Origin of the sequence: Serratia sp. YC16, from assembly GCF_009707615.1 — a bacterium.
In the GTDB taxonomy this organism is placed as follows: domain Bacteria; phylum Pseudomonadota; class Gammaproteobacteria; order Enterobacterales; family Enterobacteriaceae; genus Serratia; species Serratia surfactantfaciens.
Genome location: NZ_WLYN01000001.1, coordinates 892,720 through 906,287, shown reverse-complemented (window position 1 = coordinate 906,287; position 13,568 = coordinate 892,720). Strand labels below are relative to the sequence as shown.

At 61.7% G+C, this 13,568-nt stretch carries 17 protein-coding genes; 12 read left to right on the top strand and 5 right to left on the bottom strand.

Annotated elements, in window-relative coordinates; all coding sequences use genetic code 11:
• Positions 1-76 precede the first annotated feature (76 nt).
• From flhB to GKN89_RS04230, 3 genes are read left to right on the top strand one after another with little or no spacing between them, the layout of a single operon-like run.
• Positions 77-1,228 (top strand): flagellar biosynthesis protein FlhB, encoded by a 1,152-nt coding sequence (gene flhB, locus GKN89_RS04240; protein ID WP_019452962.1) that lies wholly within the window; start codon positions 77-79, stop codon positions 1,226-1,228.
• Positions 1,221-3,299 carry a flagellar biosynthesis protein FlhA gene (gene flhA / locus GKN89_RS04235; RefSeq protein WP_154746395.1) on the top strand — a complete coding sequence of 693 codons (2,079 nt, stop codon included), beginning with the start codon at positions 1,221-1,223 and terminating at the stop codon, positions 3,297-3,299. Before flhB ends, flhA begins: the two co-directional genes overlap by 8 nt.
• The gene (locus GKN89_RS04230) at positions 3,299-3,703 is read left to right on the top strand and encodes a flagellar protein FlhE (RefSeq protein WP_154746394.1); all 405 of its coding nucleotides are present in this window, start codon (positions 3,299-3,301) and stop codon (positions 3,701-3,703) included. Before flhA ends, GKN89_RS04230 begins: the two co-directional genes overlap by 1 nt.
• A 2-nt stretch (positions 3,704-3,705) precedes the next feature.
• On the opposite strand, the gene GKN89_RS04225 is transcribed toward GKN89_RS04230, so the two are convergent.
• The 5 genes from GKN89_RS04225 to flgA all read right to left on the bottom strand — a co-directional run bounded on the left by GKN89_RS04225 (position 3,706) and on the right by flgA (position 6,176).
• Positions 3,706-4,008, bottom strand: coding sequence for a DNA-binding transcriptional regulator (locus tag GKN89_RS04225; protein ID WP_033632742.1), 303 nt, complete (start codon positions 4,006-4,008; stop codon positions 3,706-3,708).
• On the bottom strand, positions 4,005-4,376 hold the full coding sequence (locus tag GKN89_RS04220; protein ID WP_154746393.1) for a type II toxin-antitoxin system RelE/ParE family toxin: 372 nt from the start codon (positions 4,374-4,376) through the stop codon (positions 4,005-4,007). The genes GKN89_RS04225 and GKN89_RS04220 overlap by 4 nt, the downstream gene beginning before the upstream one ends.
• Positions 4,377-4,606: 230 nt before the next feature.
• Positions 4,607-5,041 carry a flagella synthesis protein FlgN gene (locus tag GKN89_RS04215; protein WP_154746392.1) on the bottom strand — a complete coding sequence of 145 codons (435 nt, stop codon included), beginning with the start codon at positions 5,039-5,041 and terminating at the stop codon, positions 4,607-4,609.
• 40 nt (positions 5,042-5,081) lie between these two features.
• Positions 5,082-5,393 carry a flagellar biosynthesis anti-sigma factor FlgM gene (flgM, locus tag GKN89_RS04210; protein ID WP_019452957.1) on the bottom strand — a complete coding sequence of 104 codons (312 nt, stop codon included), beginning with the start codon at positions 5,391-5,393 and terminating at the stop codon, positions 5,082-5,084.
• 129 nt (positions 5,394-5,522) lie between these two features.
• Positions 5,523-6,176 carry a flagellar basal body P-ring formation chaperone FlgA gene (flgA, locus tag GKN89_RS04205; protein WP_019452956.1) on the bottom strand — a complete coding sequence of 218 codons (654 nt, stop codon included), beginning with the start codon at positions 6,174-6,176 and terminating at the stop codon, positions 5,523-5,525.
• A gap of 160 nt (positions 6,177-6,336) precedes the next feature.
• On the opposite strand from flgA, the gene flgB reads away from it, so the two are divergent.
• The 9 genes from flgB to flgJ all read left to right on the top strand — a co-directional run bounded on the left by flgB (position 6,337) and on the right by flgJ (position 13,537).
• Positions 6,337-6,750: a flagellar basal body rod protein FlgB gene (gene flgB, locus GKN89_RS04200; RefSeq protein ID WP_019452955.1), complete on the top strand. Its 414-nt coding sequence runs from the start codon at positions 6,337-6,339 to the stop codon at positions 6,748-6,750.
• A 5-nt stretch (positions 6,751-6,755) separates the two neighbouring features.
• The gene (flgC, locus tag GKN89_RS04195) at positions 6,756-7,160 is read left to right on the top strand and encodes a flagellar basal body rod protein FlgC (protein WP_004934826.1); all 405 of its coding nucleotides are present in this window, start codon (positions 6,756-6,758) and stop codon (positions 7,158-7,160) included.
• Positions 7,161-7,172: 12 nt separating this feature from the next.
• A complete protein-coding gene (gene flgD / locus GKN89_RS04190; protein ID WP_019452954.1) occupies positions 7,173-7,850 on the top strand; it encodes a flagellar hook assembly protein FlgD in 678 nt (225 codons plus the stop codon).
• A gap of 54 nt (positions 7,851-7,904) precedes the next feature.
• The gene (gene flgE / locus GKN89_RS04185) at positions 7,905-9,128 is read left to right on the top strand and encodes a flagellar hook protein FlgE (protein ID WP_063918545.1); all 1,224 of its coding nucleotides are present in this window, start codon (positions 7,905-7,907) and stop codon (positions 9,126-9,128) included.
• A gap of 12 nt (positions 9,129-9,140) precedes the next feature.
• Positions 9,141-9,896 carry a flagellar basal body rod protein FlgF gene (locus tag GKN89_RS04180; RefSeq protein ID WP_019452952.1) on the top strand — a complete coding sequence of 252 codons (756 nt, stop codon included), beginning with the start codon at positions 9,141-9,143 and terminating at the stop codon, positions 9,894-9,896.
• A gap of 18 nt (positions 9,897-9,914) precedes the next feature.
• On the top strand, positions 9,915-10,697 hold the full coding sequence (flgG, locus tag GKN89_RS04175) for a flagellar basal-body rod protein FlgG (RefSeq protein WP_004934819.1): 783 nt from the start codon (positions 9,915-9,917) through the stop codon (positions 10,695-10,697).
• A gap of 83 nt (positions 10,698-10,780) precedes the next feature.
• Positions 10,781-11,482 (top strand): flagellar basal body L-ring protein FlgH, encoded by a 702-nt coding sequence (gene flgH, locus GKN89_RS04170; RefSeq protein ID WP_004934817.1) that lies wholly within the window; start codon positions 10,781-10,783, stop codon positions 11,480-11,482.
• A gap of 10 nt (positions 11,483-11,492) precedes the next feature.
• Complete coding sequence (locus GKN89_RS04165) at positions 11,493-12,593, top strand: flagellar basal body P-ring protein FlgI (RefSeq protein ID WP_004934816.1); 1,101 nt, start codon at positions 11,493-11,495, stop codon at positions 12,591-12,593.
• The gene (gene flgJ / locus GKN89_RS04160; RefSeq protein ID WP_049200258.1) at positions 12,593-13,537 is read left to right on the top strand and encodes a flagellar assembly peptidoglycan hydrolase FlgJ; all 945 of its coding nucleotides are present in this window, start codon (positions 12,593-12,595) and stop codon (positions 13,535-13,537) included. Before GKN89_RS04165 ends, flgJ begins: the two co-directional genes overlap by 1 nt.
• Positions 13,538-13,568: the final 31 nt, after the last annotated feature.

The following is a 13,568-nucleotide window of genomic DNA, read 5'->3' as shown; positions in this document are numbered from 1 at the left end:
TTCCCCCAATGACATCGCCAATTTTTTGGCATGCTGACCGCCATTCTTTACCCTCCCGACACAGGAACGGCGTTTCGTGGCTGAAGACAGCGATCTGGAAAAAAGCGAGGCCCCCACGCCCCACAGGCTGGAGAAGGCGCGTGAAGACGGCCAGATCCCGCGCTCGCGCGAGCTGACCTCGGTACTGATGCTGCTCTCCGGCCTGGCGATTATCCTGATGTCCGGCAGCAATATGGCGCAACAGCTGGCGGCGATGCTCACGCAAGGTCTGAACTTCGATCACGGCATGGTCAGCAACGATAAACAGATGCTGCGCCAATTGGGCATGTTGCTGCGCCAGGCGGTGCTGGCGCTGCTGCCGATCATGGCGGGGCTGGTGCTGGTGGCGCTCGCCGCGCCGATGTTGCTGGGGGGCATTTTGTTCAGCGGCAAGTCGATCAAGTTCGATTTGAAGCGGCTGAACCCGCTATCCGGGTTGAAGCGCATCTTTTCTACCCAGGTGCTGGCCGAGCTGCTGAAAGGGATCCTGAAAGCGACGCTGGTCGGTTGGGTGACCGGCCTCTATCTGTGGCACAACTGGGCGGCGATGCTGCATCTGATGACTCAGCAGCCGCTCGATGCGCTGGGCAACGCGCTGCAGATGATTCTGTTCTGCGGCTTTCTGGTCGTGCTGGGATTGACGCCGATGGTGGCATTCGACGTGTTTTATCAGCTGTGGAGTCACTTCAAGAAGCTGAAGATGACCAAGCAGGATATTCGCGATGAGTTCAAAGACCAGGAAGGGGACCCGCACGTTAAGGGGCGCATTCGTCAGCAGCAGCGGGCGATCGCCCGGCGCCGCATGATGGCCGATGTGCCCAAGGCGGACGTGATCGTCACCAACCCGACGCACTACGCCGTCGCGTTGCAGTACAACGACAAAAAAATGAGCGCGCCGAAAGTGCTGGCCAAAGGGGCCGGCGAAATCGCCTTGCGCATTCGCGAACTCGGTGCGGAACACCGCATCCCGATGCTGGAGGCGCCGCCGCTGGCGCGCGCGCTGTATCGGCACAGCGAGATCGGACAACATATTCCGGCCACCCTGTATGCCGCGGTCGCCGAAGTACTGGCCTGGGTGTACCAACTGCGCCGCTGGCGGCGCGAGGGCGGCCTGATCCCGAAAAAACCTGAACGTTTACCGGTGCCGGAAGCACTGGATTTTGCGAGAGAGAGTGACTCTGATGGCTAATTTGGCCTCCCTGCTTCGTTTGCCGGGCAATTTTAAAGATACGCAGTGGCAGGTGCTGGCCGGCCCGGTGTTGATCCTGTTGATTCTGTCGATGATGGTGCTGCCGTTGCCGGCGTTCATCCTTGATCTGCTGTTTACCTTCAACATTGCGCTGTCGATCATGGTGCTGCTGGTGGCGATGTTCACCCAGCGCACGCTCGAGTTCGCCGCTTTCCCTACCATCCTGCTGTTCTCCACATTGCTGCGTTTGTCGCTCAACGTCGCGTCGACGCGCATCATCTTGTTGGAAGGGCACACCGGCTCCGCCGCCGCCGGCCGCGTGGTGGAAGCCTTCGGCCACTTCCTGGTGGGGGGCAACTTCGCCATCGGCATCGTGGTGTTCATCATCCTGGTGCTGATTAACTTTATGGTCATCACCAAAGGTGCGGGGCGTATCGCCGAAGTGGGCGCGCGCTTCGTGCTGGACGGCATGCCGGGCAAACAGATGGCGATTGATGCCGATCTGAACGCCGGATTGATCGGCGAAGACGAAGCGAAGAAACGCCGCGCCGAAGTTACCCAAGAGGCCGATTTCTACGGCTCGATGGACGGTGCCAGTAAATTCGTGCGCGGCGACGCCATCGCCGGCCTGATGATCATGGTGCTGAACGTAGTCGGCGGCCTGTTGGTCGGCGTGGTGCAACACGGCATGGCGCTGGGGGCGGCGGCGGAAAGCTATACGCTGCTGACCATCGGTGATGGCCTGGTGGCACAGATCCCGGCGTTGGTGATCTCCACCGCCGCCGGCGTTATCGTCACCCGCGTAGCGACCGATCAGGACGTCGGCGAGCAGATGGTAGGCCAGCTGTTCAACAATCCGCGCGTGATGCTGCTGAGCGCCGGGGTGCTGGGGCTGTTGGGCCTGGTGCCGGGCATGCCGAACCTGGTGTTCCTGCTGTTTACCGCCGCTTTGCTGGGCCTGGCCTGGTGGCTACGCGGCCGTGAACAACAGGCGCCGAAGACGGTAGAGGCGCCGGTGATGCCGGAGAATCCGCAGGCCGCCGAAGCCAGCTGGGCCGACGTGCAGTTGGAAGACCCGTTGGGGATGGAAGTGGGCTACCGGCTGATTCCGATGGTCGATTTTCAGCAGAACGGCGAGCTGCTTGGGCGTATTCGCGGCATCCGCAAGAAATTCGCGCAGGACATGGGCTATCTGCCGCCGGTGGTACACATTCGCGATAATCTGGAACTGCCGCCTGCCAGCTACCGCATCCTGATGAAAGGCGTCGAGATCGGCAGCGGCGAAGCGCAACCGGGCCGCTGGCTGGCGATCAACCCCGGCAATGCCGTAGGCGAGCTGGCGGGTGATAAAACCGTCGATCCGGCCTTTGGGCTGGAAGCGGTGTGGATCGACAGCGCCTTGCGCGAGCAGGCGCAGATCCAGGGCTTTACCGTGGTGGAGGCCAGCACCGTGGTGGCGACGCACCTCAATCACCTGATCGGTCAGTTCGCCAGCGAACTGTTTGGCCGCCAGGAAGCTCAGCAACTGCTGGACCGCGTTTCGCAGGAAATGCCGAAGCTGACCGAAGACTTCGTGCCGGGCGTGGTGTCGCTGACCACGCTGCACAAGGTGTTGCAAAACCTATTGGCCGAGCGCGTTTCCATTCGTGATATGCGCACCATCGTCGAAACGCTGGCGGAGCATGCCCCGGCGCAGAGCGATCCTTATGAATTGACCACCGTGGTGCGGGTGGCACTGGGCCGGGCTATCACGCAGCAGTGGTTCCCGGGCAACGGCGAGATTCAGGTTATCGGGCTGGATACCCAGCTGGAGCGCCTGTTGCTGCAGGCGTTGCAAGGCGGCGGTGGCCTGGAGCCAGGTCTGGCCGACCGCCTGTTGGATCAGGCGCGCCAGGCGTTGCAGCGACAAGAGATGCTCAGCGCGCCGCCGGTGCTGCTGGTCAACCATGCGCTGCGGGCCTTGCTGGCGCGCTTCTTGCGCCGCAGTTTGCCGCAGATCGTGGTGCTGTCCAACCTGGAGATCAACGACGATCGCCAGATTCGCATGACCTCGACCATCGGAGCCGCCTGATGAAACGCCGTTTGTGCTTGCTGGGTTTGTTGGCGCCGCTTGCCGCTGGCGCGGTGTCTGGTTCCTGGGTGGCGGAAGGGGCGGGCGTTACGCTGGAACAGGGCGGCATGCGCGATGAGTCCGCCGGTTTGCGGCCGCCGAACGCACTGCCGGACACCAACGCGCGCATCACCAGCGTCAGCTGGCGCTACCGTTTGCTGGGGCCGGAACCGGTGGGCCTGCAGGCGCAGCTCTGCACGGTGAACCGCTGCATTCCGCTGGGCGGCGGTAGCGGTAGCAGCATCGGTCTGCGGGGCGAGCCGGCCAATGCGGAATTGCGCTTTGTCTATTACGTGCAGTCGCAAGGCGGGTTGAACCCGCCGCTGCGGGTGATTGGCAATCAGGTGATCGTCAATTACCAGTAGGATCAGGCCAAAATTTGCAGGCCGTTGCGTTCCACCAACGTCAACAGCTTCATCGCGGCGGAGTTCGGTTGCGCTTCGCCGCGCTCCCATTTCTGCACCGCTTTTTTGCTGACGTTGAGATACAGCGCGAACACTGGCTGACTGACGTTTTCCCGTTCGCGCAGCGCGCGGATCTCGGCCGGCCCGAACTGTTTCACCGGCCGCAGGCACAGCATGTCGAAGGTGCGCATGGTCACGTCATCGACGAAACCGGCGCGATGCAGGCCCTGAACTTCCTGGTGGATCGATTTCAGCATCTTGCTCATAGTTGTAACCTTATTAATTCCCCGCAGTTGACCAGTTGATACAGCCTGAATGGTGAATAATCCAGATACAGCGTCGCCAAATGCCGCCAGGAAATTAACTCATCCTGATTGATGTTGTCTCTTTCGTTTTTGGCAAAGCCATACATGAAAAAGATCCTGCCTTCATCTGCCGTTGCGATTAATACCCGATACCCGCGCCGTTTCCCACTCCCCATCCGGGCGATGCGTTTTTTGTAAACGCAACCACCGAGATTGGCGTCGTACAACTGATTTTGCATCTCTTGCGCCGCTTTCACTATCGTGGCGTCACTGATGCGTTCGTCGCTGGCAAATGTCTGGAAGGCTTTTGTGAGATAAATGTCGGTCATTCACTCTCCATGTGAAAATATACCCTTAATGGGTATAGATCAAGATGTTTAACGACCGAGCTAAGATGACGAAATAGGGAGTGATGGGGAACAGGCAAATATCCGTTCTGCGCAGCCTGGCGCATAACGTTAAGGGAACTCAGAAAACGACAAGGAGAAAATGCGAAGGGAGGCGCAAAAGCCGATAAAGCTGCGCCCGGCGACACGTACACCGGGCGAAATGGGGCAGGTCAGACGCCGATTTTTCTGCCGAGCAGGCTGCCGACGTGCGACTGGCCGTCCGGGCCATACAGCGATTTGTTGTTTTTGCTGAGGATCGACAGCGCCTGGGCGTTATGGTCGATCTGCTGATTGAGCAGCAGGCCATTGTGCTGGTTCTTCTCGCGCAGCGTTTGGCTCAGCAACTGAACGCGCTGCCAGCGATCGGCCAGGGGCGCATGGTTGGCGTAAGGGGCGCGTTGCCCGCAGGCTTTCTCCTGCCCCAGACGCTGCTGCTCGAGATAGGCGACCGTCGCCAGCAGTTGGCTTTTGGCGTCGGTGACGCGCTGCAACGCCACGCCGGGCAGTTGACCGGCACACAGCAAGTCGTGCTCTTCCTCCAGCACGCCATTGAGCGCCTGCAGGGTTTCCAACAGTTTATCCAGCAGTTGTGCCAGGTTTTCCATAGTGATGACTTATCCTTTACCGCTACCCGCCGCCGCGCTGTCAGTCGCGGCCGGCGATCCATTGAATATCGCTCTGCGCGTCTTGCAGCAGCGCGTCGGCGATTTTGCCGGCGTCCATTTTCAGTTCACCGTTGCGGATCGCCTGCTTGATGGCTTCGACCCGGCCCATATCGATATCCTGGGTGCCCGGCTGCATCAGGCGCGCCTGCGCCTCGCTCAGTTTGACCTGGGTGCCGCTGACGGCGGTTTCGGCCACGGCGGCCTTACGCGGTTGGAGCGGGTTGTCGGCCGGGGTTTCACGCGGTTGCACAGTGGAAACCGGCTGTAACCGCTGGGTGCGATCGATACTCATGGTCCATCTCCGTTTACGCCGTCGCCGCTTGCGGTCGACGACGCTGCAATGAAAGTGTTGCGGCCCTGGTGGCCAATAAAATGCTGCTTGATTTGTCTTATCGGCAAGGTTGGCGGAACCTTTACTTTTTTATAACGTAATGCGAATCGCGCCGTCGTCCCCGACCACGCCGCTGACGATTTGCCCGGACGCCATGCGCACGCGCACGCTGTCTTCGGCGGCGGCGTTGTTCATCGCCTTACCCGCGCCGCTGATGTTAAATCCTTCGCCCTGCGCGGTGACCTGCACCGGTTGCCCGGCTTTGATAAGCCAGGCGCGGCGCAGCATGGCGAGCGTCAGCGGCTGGCCGGGGCTGATATTGCGCAGGCTGACGGCGCCTAACGCTTTGCCCGGTTCGGTCAGCGCGCGCGGCGGCAGGGTATCGAGCCGACCCTGCTTCAACGTCAGATCCGCCGCCGTCAATCGGGCGCCGGCGCTGATGCCGCGTGCCGACACGAGATAACGGCCGAACACTTGCACCTGCGTCTGAATAAAACGCCGCTCCTGGCCACAGCGCGCCGAAATGCTGACATTGCCGCCGATCCGCGCATTGGGCGACAGCGACAGCTGCGGCAGTTCGCAAGCGGGCCATTGGTTCGGCGGCGTGCGCACCCGCACTTTCACCTGCACCGGTTCGCCGTTGAATTTGCCTTTGATGAAGCTTTCGATTTGCGTCGCCAGATCGTCGGCGCGCGCGTTCAGACTGCACAGCAGGCCGATAAGCAGCAGCATTTTACCTTTCATCGTCATCTTCTCAAGCTTCATCGGGATACGCGTAAGTGTACCCGCAGCGCGCGCAGGCTAAGCAGATAAATAGCGCCCCATTTTGCGTTTATTCCCGCGATAGGGTGGCACGGCGGGCGTTTATGCTGTCGACTCCAAATTCTAACCTCGCGGAGGGAGCATGCTCGACAAACTGGACGCGGCTCTGCGCTTTGGCCAAGAGGCGCTGAACTTGCGCGCCCAGCGGCAGGAAATTCTGGCCGCCAACATCGCCAACGCAGACACGCCGGGTTATCAGGCGCGGGATATCGATTTCGCCAGCCAATTGAACAAGGTGCTGGAACAAGGGCGCGTCAACGGCAACGGCATGGCGCTGAACCTGACGGCGGCGCGCCACATCCCGGCGCAGACCATGCAGCCGCCACAGCTTGATCTGCTGTTTCGAGTGCCGGACCAGCCGTCGATGGACGGCAATACGGTGGACATGGATCGCGAACGCACCAACTTTGCCGATAACAGCCTGAAATATCAGACCGACCTGACGCTGCTCAACGGTCAGATCAAAGGGATGATGTCCGTGCTGCAACAAGGATAAGGCGCATGTCTTTACTGAACATTTTTGATATCTCCGGCTCGGCGTTATCGGCGCAGTCTCAGCGCATGAACGTCAGCGCCAGCAACATGGCCAACGCCGACAGCGTGACCGGCCCGGACGGTGAACCTTACCGCGCCAAGCAGGTGGTGTTCCAGGTCGCCGCAGCGCCTGGACAACCGACCGGCGGGGTGCGCGTCGCCCAGGTGGTGGACGATCCGGCGCCCGAGCGACTGGTGTATCAGCCGGGTAATCCGCTGGCGGACGCCAAGGGTTACGTGCGCATGCCGAACGTGGACGTGGTCGGGGAAATGGTCAACACCATCTCCGCTTCGCGCAGCTACCAGGCCAACGTCGAGGTGCTCAACACCACCAAGTCGATGATGATGAAAACCCTGACGCTGGGTCAGTAACCGGAGATTCCCATGGCTATCGCCGCAACCACTAACGAGTCGTTGGACAACACCGTCATCGGTAACAACAGCAAGACCACCAACAGTCAGGATCTGCACAACAGCTTCCTGACGCTGTTGGTCGCGCAGTTGAAAAACCAGGATCCGACCAACCCGATGCAGAACAACGAACTGACTTCGCAGCTGGCGCAGATCAACACCGTTCAGGGCATCGAAAAACTCAACACCACGCTGGGCTCGATCTCCGGCCAGATCAACAGCAACCAGTCGCTGCAGGCCACTGCGTTGATCGGTCACGGCGTGATGGTGCCGGGCAACAATATTCTGGTCGGCAGCAAGGACGGCAAGGTCAGCACCACGCCGTTCGGCGTAGAACTGGAGCGCGCAGCCGATCAGGTGACCGCCACCATTACCAACGCCAGCGGGCAGGTCGTGCGCACCATCGAAATTGGCGGTCTGACCGCCGGCGTGCACGCCTTCACCTGGGATGGATCGCTGGATGACGGCACCACCGCGCCCGACGGCGCCTACAAAGTGGCCGTCAACGCCAAAGGCAACGGCGAGCAACTGGTGGCGCGCAGCCTGCATTTCGGCCTGGTGAACGGCGTGATCCGCGACGGCAACGGCGCCAAGCTGGATCTCGGCCTGGCGGGCAACGCCACCCTGGAAGACGTGCGACAGATCTTATAACCCTAAGCATCAGGCTCAATCGGACGATAGCCTGACCACTATTCGGAGAATAACATGGCCTTTTCTCAGGCAGTCAGCGGCTTGAACGCGGCAGCAACCAACCTGGACGTGATCGGTAACAACATCGCCAACTCTGCGACCGCGGGCTTCAAATCCGGCAGCGTATCTTTCGCCGACATGTTCGCTGGTTCGCAGGTCGGTCTGGGCGTCAAAGTGTCCGGCATCACCCAGAACTTCAAGGGCGGCACCACCACCGGTACCAGCCGTTCACTGGATATCGCCATCAACGGCAACGGTTTCTTCCGCATGCAGGATAAAGATGGCGGCATCTTCTATACCCGCAATGGCCAGTTCAAGCTGGACGAAAACCGCAACCTGACCAACATGCAGGGCCTGCAGCTGACCGGCTACCCGGCGGCCGGTTCCCCGCCGACCATCCAGCAGGGCGCCAACCCGGTGCCGCTGAGCATTCCTGAAGGCATGATGAACGCCAAGGCGTCCACCTCCGGCCAGATGGTGGCCAACCTGAAGTCCACCCATAAAGTGCCGGAGAACACGAAGTTCGATCCGACCAAGCAGGACAGCTACAACTACGTCAACACCATCACCGCTTACGACTCGCTGGGTAACGCGCACAACATCAACGCTTACTTCGTGAAGACCGAAAACAACAAGTGGCAGGTCTACACCCAGGACGGCAGCGCTGCACCGGTTGACGCCGGCACCATGGAGTTCAGCGAAAGCGGCAACCTGGTGAAAACCACCAGCACCAACGGCGCGCCGGGCGAGTTCAGCATGGTGATCCCGATGACCGCCAAAGACGGTGCGCCGGCGCAAAACTTCACCCTGAGCTTCGCCGGCAGTATGCAGCAGAACGTGGGCAGCGACTCGGTGAGCAAGGTATCGCAGGACGGCTATGCCGCCGGTGAATACACGGGCTATCAGATCAACAACGACGGCACAGTGGTGGGTATCTACTCCAACCAGCAGACCCAGCTGTTGGGTCAGATCGTCATGACCAACTTCTCCAACCCGGAAGGGCTGGCGTCGCAGGGCGATAACGTTTGGCAGGAAACCGGCGCGTCCGGCCAGCCGCGCGTCGGTCTGGCGGGCGGCGGCGGCTTCGGCAAGCTGACCAGCGGCGCGCTGGAATCTTCCAACGTCGATCTGAGCCAGGAGCTGGTGAACATGATCGTCGCACAGCGTAACTACCAGTCCAACGCCCAGACCATCAAGACGCAGGACTCAATCCTGCAGACGCTGGTTAGCCTGCGCTAATAGGGCCGAGTTATGGATCACGCGATTTATACCGCGATGGGCGCGGCGCGCCAAACGCTGGAACAGCAGTCCATTACCGCCAACAACCTGGCCAACGCGTCGACGCCGGGCTTTCGCGCCCAGCTCGCCGCGTTGCGCGCGGTGCCGGTCGACGGGCCGAGCATGGCGACACGCACCTTGGTGACGGCCTCGACGCCCGGCGCCGACATGAGCCAGGGCGCGCTGAACTACACGGCGCGTCCGCTGGACGTGGCGCTGCAGCAGGACGGTTTCCTGGCGGTGAGTCTGCCAGGCGGCGGTGAAGCTTACACCCGCAACGGCAACATTCAGATCTCCTCCACCGGGCAGTTGACGGTGCAGGGGATGCCGCTGATGGGCGACGGCGGCCCGATCGAGGTGCCGCCGTCGGCGGAGATCACCATCGCGGCCGACGGCACCATTTCGGCGCTGAACGCCGGCGATCCGCCGAACACCATCGCGCAGATCGGCCGCCTGAAGCTGGTCAAAGCCGATGCGCGCGAAGTGATGCGCGGCGACGACGGGCTGTTTCGCCTGACGCCGGAAACCCAACAGCAGCGCGGCAATCAGTTGCAAAACGATCCGCAGGTGCGGGTGATGCCGGGCGTGCTGGAAGGCAGCAACGTCAAGCCGATGGAAACCATGGTCGATATGATCGCCAACGCCCGTCGCTTTGAAATGCAAATGAAAGTCATCCACAGCGTGGATGAAAACGAACAGCGTGCCAACTCACTGCTCTCATTGAGTTAAGCAGCAAGGAAATAACCGATGATTCCATCCTTATGGATTGCCAAAACCGGTCTGGACGCGCAGCAGACCAACATGGACGTGATCGCCAACAACCTGGCGAACGTCAGCACCAACGGCTTCAAGCGCCAGCGTGCGGTATTTGAAGATCTGCTGTACCAGACCATGCGTCAGCCGGGGGCACAGTCCTCCGAGCAGACCACGCTGCCCTCCGGTCTGCAGATCGGCACCGGCGTGCGTCCGGTGGCGACCGAGCGTCTGCACAGCCAGGGCAACCTGTCGCAGACCAACAACAGTAAAGACGTCGCCATCAAGGGGCAGGGGTTCTTCCAGGTGATGCTGCCGGACGGCACCCAGGCCTACACCCGCGACGGGTCGTTCCAGATCGATCAGAACGGCCAGCTGGTGACCTCCAGCGGTTTCCAGGTGCAGCCGGCGATCACCATCCCGGCGAACGCGCTGTCCATCACCGTTGGCCGCGACGGCATCGTCAGCGTTACCCAGCAAGGGCAGACCGCCGCTCAGCAGGTGGGCCAACTGACGCTGACCACGTTCGTCAACGACAGCGGTCTGGAGAGCGTGGGCGAGAACCTGTATCAGGAAACCGAAAGCTCGGGCGCGCCGAACGAGAGCACGCCGGGGCTGAACGGCGCCGGTCTGCTGTATCAGGGCTACGTGGAAACCTCCAACGTCAACGTGGCGGAAGAGCTGGTCAACATGATCCAGACTCAGCGCGCTTACGAGATCAACAGCAAAGCGGTATCGACCTCCGATCAGATGCTGCAAAAGCTGACGCAACTGTAATCTGTCATTGACGGGCCCGGCATGCCGCGCCCGTCATTCTCTTTCGTGAAACAAAGGCGATACCCGTGGTAACCACATATTCGATGGCAATCCTGCCGCGGCAGGGACAACGCTGGCTGGCGGGAATGGTGATGCTGACGCTGAGCGGCTGCGCTTATATCCCGCACAAACCGCTGGTGGACGGCGCGACCACGGCGCAGCCCGCGCCGGCCAGCGCGCCGATGCCGAACGGCTCGATCTTCCAGACGGTGCAGCCGATGAACTACGGCTATCAGCCGCTGTTCGAAGACCGCCGTCCGCGCAACGTCGGTGACACCCTGACCATCGTGCTGCAGGAAAACGTCAGCGCCAGCAAGAGTTCCTCCGCCAACGCCAGCCGCAACGGCGCCAGCAAGTTCGGCGTCGCCACCTCGCCGCGTTACCTCGACGGCCTGTTAGGCAATGCGCGCGCCGATATGGACATTTCCGGCGACAGCACCTTCGGCGGCAAGGGCGGTGCCAACGCCAACAACACCTTCAACGGCACCATTACGGTGACGGTCAACCAGGTGCTGGCCAACGGCAACCTGCACGTGGTGGGGGAAAAACAGATCGCCATCAACCAGGGCACTGAATTCATTCGTTTCTCCGGCGTCGTCAACCCGCGCACCATCAGCGGCAACAACTCGGTCACCTCGACGCAGGTTGCGGATGCGCGTATCGAATACGTCGGCAATGGCTATATCAACGAAGCGCAGACCATGGGCTGGCTGCAGCGCTTCTTCTTAAATGTTTCACCGTTCTAAGGATTGACTGATGCTGAAAAAATGGTTTATCGCGCTGTGCGTCGGGCTGGTGTGCTTGCCGGCGGCGGCGGAGCGCATCCGCGATCTGGTGACGGTGCAGGGCGTGCGAGACAACGCCCTGATCGGCTACGGCCTGGTGGTGGGGCTGGACGGCTCCGGCGACCAGACCATGCAGACGCCGTTCACCACCCAGAGCCTGAGCAACATGTTGTCGCAGCTGGGCATCACCGTGCCGCCGGGCACCAACATGCAGCTGAAAAACGTGGCGGCGGTGATGGTGACCGCCAAACTGCCGCCGTTCTCGCGCGCCGGGCAGAACATCGACGTGGTGGTTTCTTCGATGGGCAACGCCAAGAGCCTGCGCGGCGGCACCCTGTTGATGACGCCGCTCAAAGGCGTGGATAACCAGGTCTATGCGCTGGCGCAGGGCAACGTGCTGGTTGGCGGTGCGGGCGCGGCGGCCGGCGGCAGCAGCGTGCAGGTCAATCAGCTGGCGGGCGGGCGCATCAGTAACGGCGCCACCATCGAGCGCGAGCTGCCGACCACCTTCGGCAGCGGCGGGGTGCTCAATCTGCAGTTGAACGACGAAGATTTCACGCTGGCGCAGCAGATCAGCGACGCCATCAACCGCCAACGCGGTGGCGGCACCGCGACGCCGCTCGACGCCCGCACCATTCAGGTGCTGGTGCCGCAGGGCAACAGCTCTCAGGTGCGCTTCCTGGCGGAGATTCAGAACATCACCGTCAACGTCGGTGCGATGGACGCCAAGGTGATCATCAACTCGCGCACCGGTTCGGTAGTGATGAACCGCGACGTGATCCTCGATTCTTGCGCCGTGGCCCAGGGCAATCTGTCGGTGGTGGTCGATCGGCAGAACACCGTCAGCCAGCCGACGACGCCGTTCGGCGGCGGCCAGACGGTGGTGACGCCAAACACCCAGATCTCGGTGCAACAGCAGGGTGGGTCGCTGCAGAAGGTGAACGCCAGCGCCAACCTGAACAACGTGATCCGCGCGCTGAATGCGCTGGGCGCCACGCCGATCGATCTGATGTCGATCCTGCAGGCGATGCAGAGCGCCGGCTGCCTGCGCGCCAAGCTGGAAATCATCTGATGGCCGGCGATCTGATGGCGATGTCGGGCGCGGCCTATGACGCCCAGGCGCTGAACGGCCTGAAGCGCGACGCGGCGGCCGATCCGCAGGGCAACCTCAAGCAGGTGGCGCAGCAGGTGGAAGGCATGTTCGTGCAGATGATGCTGAAAAGCATGCGTTCTGCCTTGCCGCAGGACGGGGTATTAAGCAGCGATCAAACGCGGCTTTATACCTCGATGTACGACCAGCAAATCGCCCAGCAGATGTCGCAAAAAGGGCTGGGGCTGGCCGACATGATGGTCAAGCAGATGAGCAACGCCAATACGGTGCCGAGCGAAACGGCGGGCTTGTCGCCGATGGCGCTGGACAACGAGGTGCTGCAAACGCTGCCGAATCAGGCGCTGGAGCAGATGGTGCGCCGGGCGATGCCGAAAGCGCCGCCGGCCGCCGCGCCGCTGTCGCTCAACAACGGCAACTTCGTCGCCCGTCTGTCGATCCCGGCGAAGGTCGCCAGCCAGCAGAGCGGTATTCCGCATCAGCTGATTGTCGCGCAGGCGGCGCTGGAGTCCGGCTGGGGGCAGCGCGAGATCCCGACTTCTGACGGCACGCCGAGCTACAACCTGTTCGGCATCAAGGCCGGCGGCAGCTGGAATGGGCCGGTGACGGAGATCACCACCACCGAGTTTGAGCAGGGCGCCGCGAAGAAGGTGAAGGCGAAGTTCCGCGTTTACGGCTCGTACGTCGAAGCGATCGCCGATTACGTCAAGCTGTTGACCAACAACCCGCGCTACGCCGACGTGGCCGCCGCGCGCAGCCCGGAACAGGCGGCACATGCGCTGCAGCGCGCCGGTTATGCCACCGACCCGCAGTACGCCAGCAAACTGGTCAGCGTGATTCAGCAGATGAAGAACGCCGGGGAACAGGCGGTCAAAGCTTATACCCACGATCTGAAAGATTTGTTCTAAATCCCCGTCATTCTTGACGCCGCAGCGGCGC

What these genes read in the sequence shown, in the direction of transcription:
- flhA (WP_154746395.1), top strand. Translation starts at nt 1,221, where the DNA reads ATGGCTAATTTGGCCTCCCTGCTTCGTTTGCCGGGCAATTTTAAAGAT.
- GKN89_RS04230 (WP_154746394.1), top strand. Translation starts at nt 3,299, where the DNA reads ATGAAACGCCGTTTGTGCTTGCTGGGTTTGTTGGCGCCGCTTGCCGCT.
- GKN89_RS04225 (WP_033632742.1), bottom strand. Translation starts at nt 4,008, where the DNA reads ATGAGCAAGATGCTGAAATCGATCCACCAGGAAGTTCAGGGCCTGCAT.
- GKN89_RS04220 (WP_154746393.1), bottom strand. Translation starts at nt 4,376, where the DNA reads ATGACCGACATTTATCTCACAAAAGCCTTCCAGACATTTGCCAGCGAC.
- GKN89_RS04215 (WP_154746392.1), bottom strand. Translation starts at nt 5,041, where the DNA reads ATGGAAAACCTGGCACAACTGCTGGATAAACTGTTGGAAACCCTGCAG.
- flgM (WP_019452957.1), bottom strand. Translation starts at nt 5,393, where the DNA reads ATGAGTATCGATCGCACCCAGCGGTTACAGCCGGTTTCCACTGTGCAA.
- flgA (WP_019452956.1), bottom strand. Translation starts at nt 6,176, where the DNA reads ATGAAAGGTAAAATGCTGCTGCTTATCGGCCTGCTGTGCAGTCTGAAC.
- flgB (WP_019452955.1), top strand. Translation starts at nt 6,337, where the DNA reads ATGCTCGACAAACTGGACGCGGCTCTGCGCTTTGGCCAAGAGGCGCTG.
- flgC (WP_004934826.1), top strand. Translation starts at nt 6,756, where the DNA reads ATGTCTTTACTGAACATTTTTGATATCTCCGGCTCGGCGTTATCGGCG.
- flgD (WP_019452954.1), top strand. Translation starts at nt 7,173, where the DNA reads ATGGCTATCGCCGCAACCACTAACGAGTCGTTGGACAACACCGTCATC.
- flgE (WP_063918545.1), top strand. Translation starts at nt 7,905, where the DNA reads ATGGCCTTTTCTCAGGCAGTCAGCGGCTTGAACGCGGCAGCAACCAAC.
- GKN89_RS04180 (WP_019452952.1), top strand. Translation starts at nt 9,141, where the DNA reads ATGGATCACGCGATTTATACCGCGATGGGCGCGGCGCGCCAAACGCTG.
- flgG (WP_004934819.1), top strand. Translation starts at nt 9,915, where the DNA reads ATGATTCCATCCTTATGGATTGCCAAAACCGGTCTGGACGCGCAGCAG.
- flgH (WP_004934817.1), top strand. Translation starts at nt 10,781, where the DNA reads ATGGCAATCCTGCCGCGGCAGGGACAACGCTGGCTGGCGGGAATGGTG.
- GKN89_RS04165 (WP_004934816.1), top strand. Translation starts at nt 11,493, where the DNA reads ATGCTGAAAAAATGGTTTATCGCGCTGTGCGTCGGGCTGGTGTGCTTG.
- flgJ (WP_049200258.1), top strand. Translation starts at nt 12,593, where the DNA reads ATGGCCGGCGATCTGATGGCGATGTCGGGCGCGGCCTATGACGCCCAG.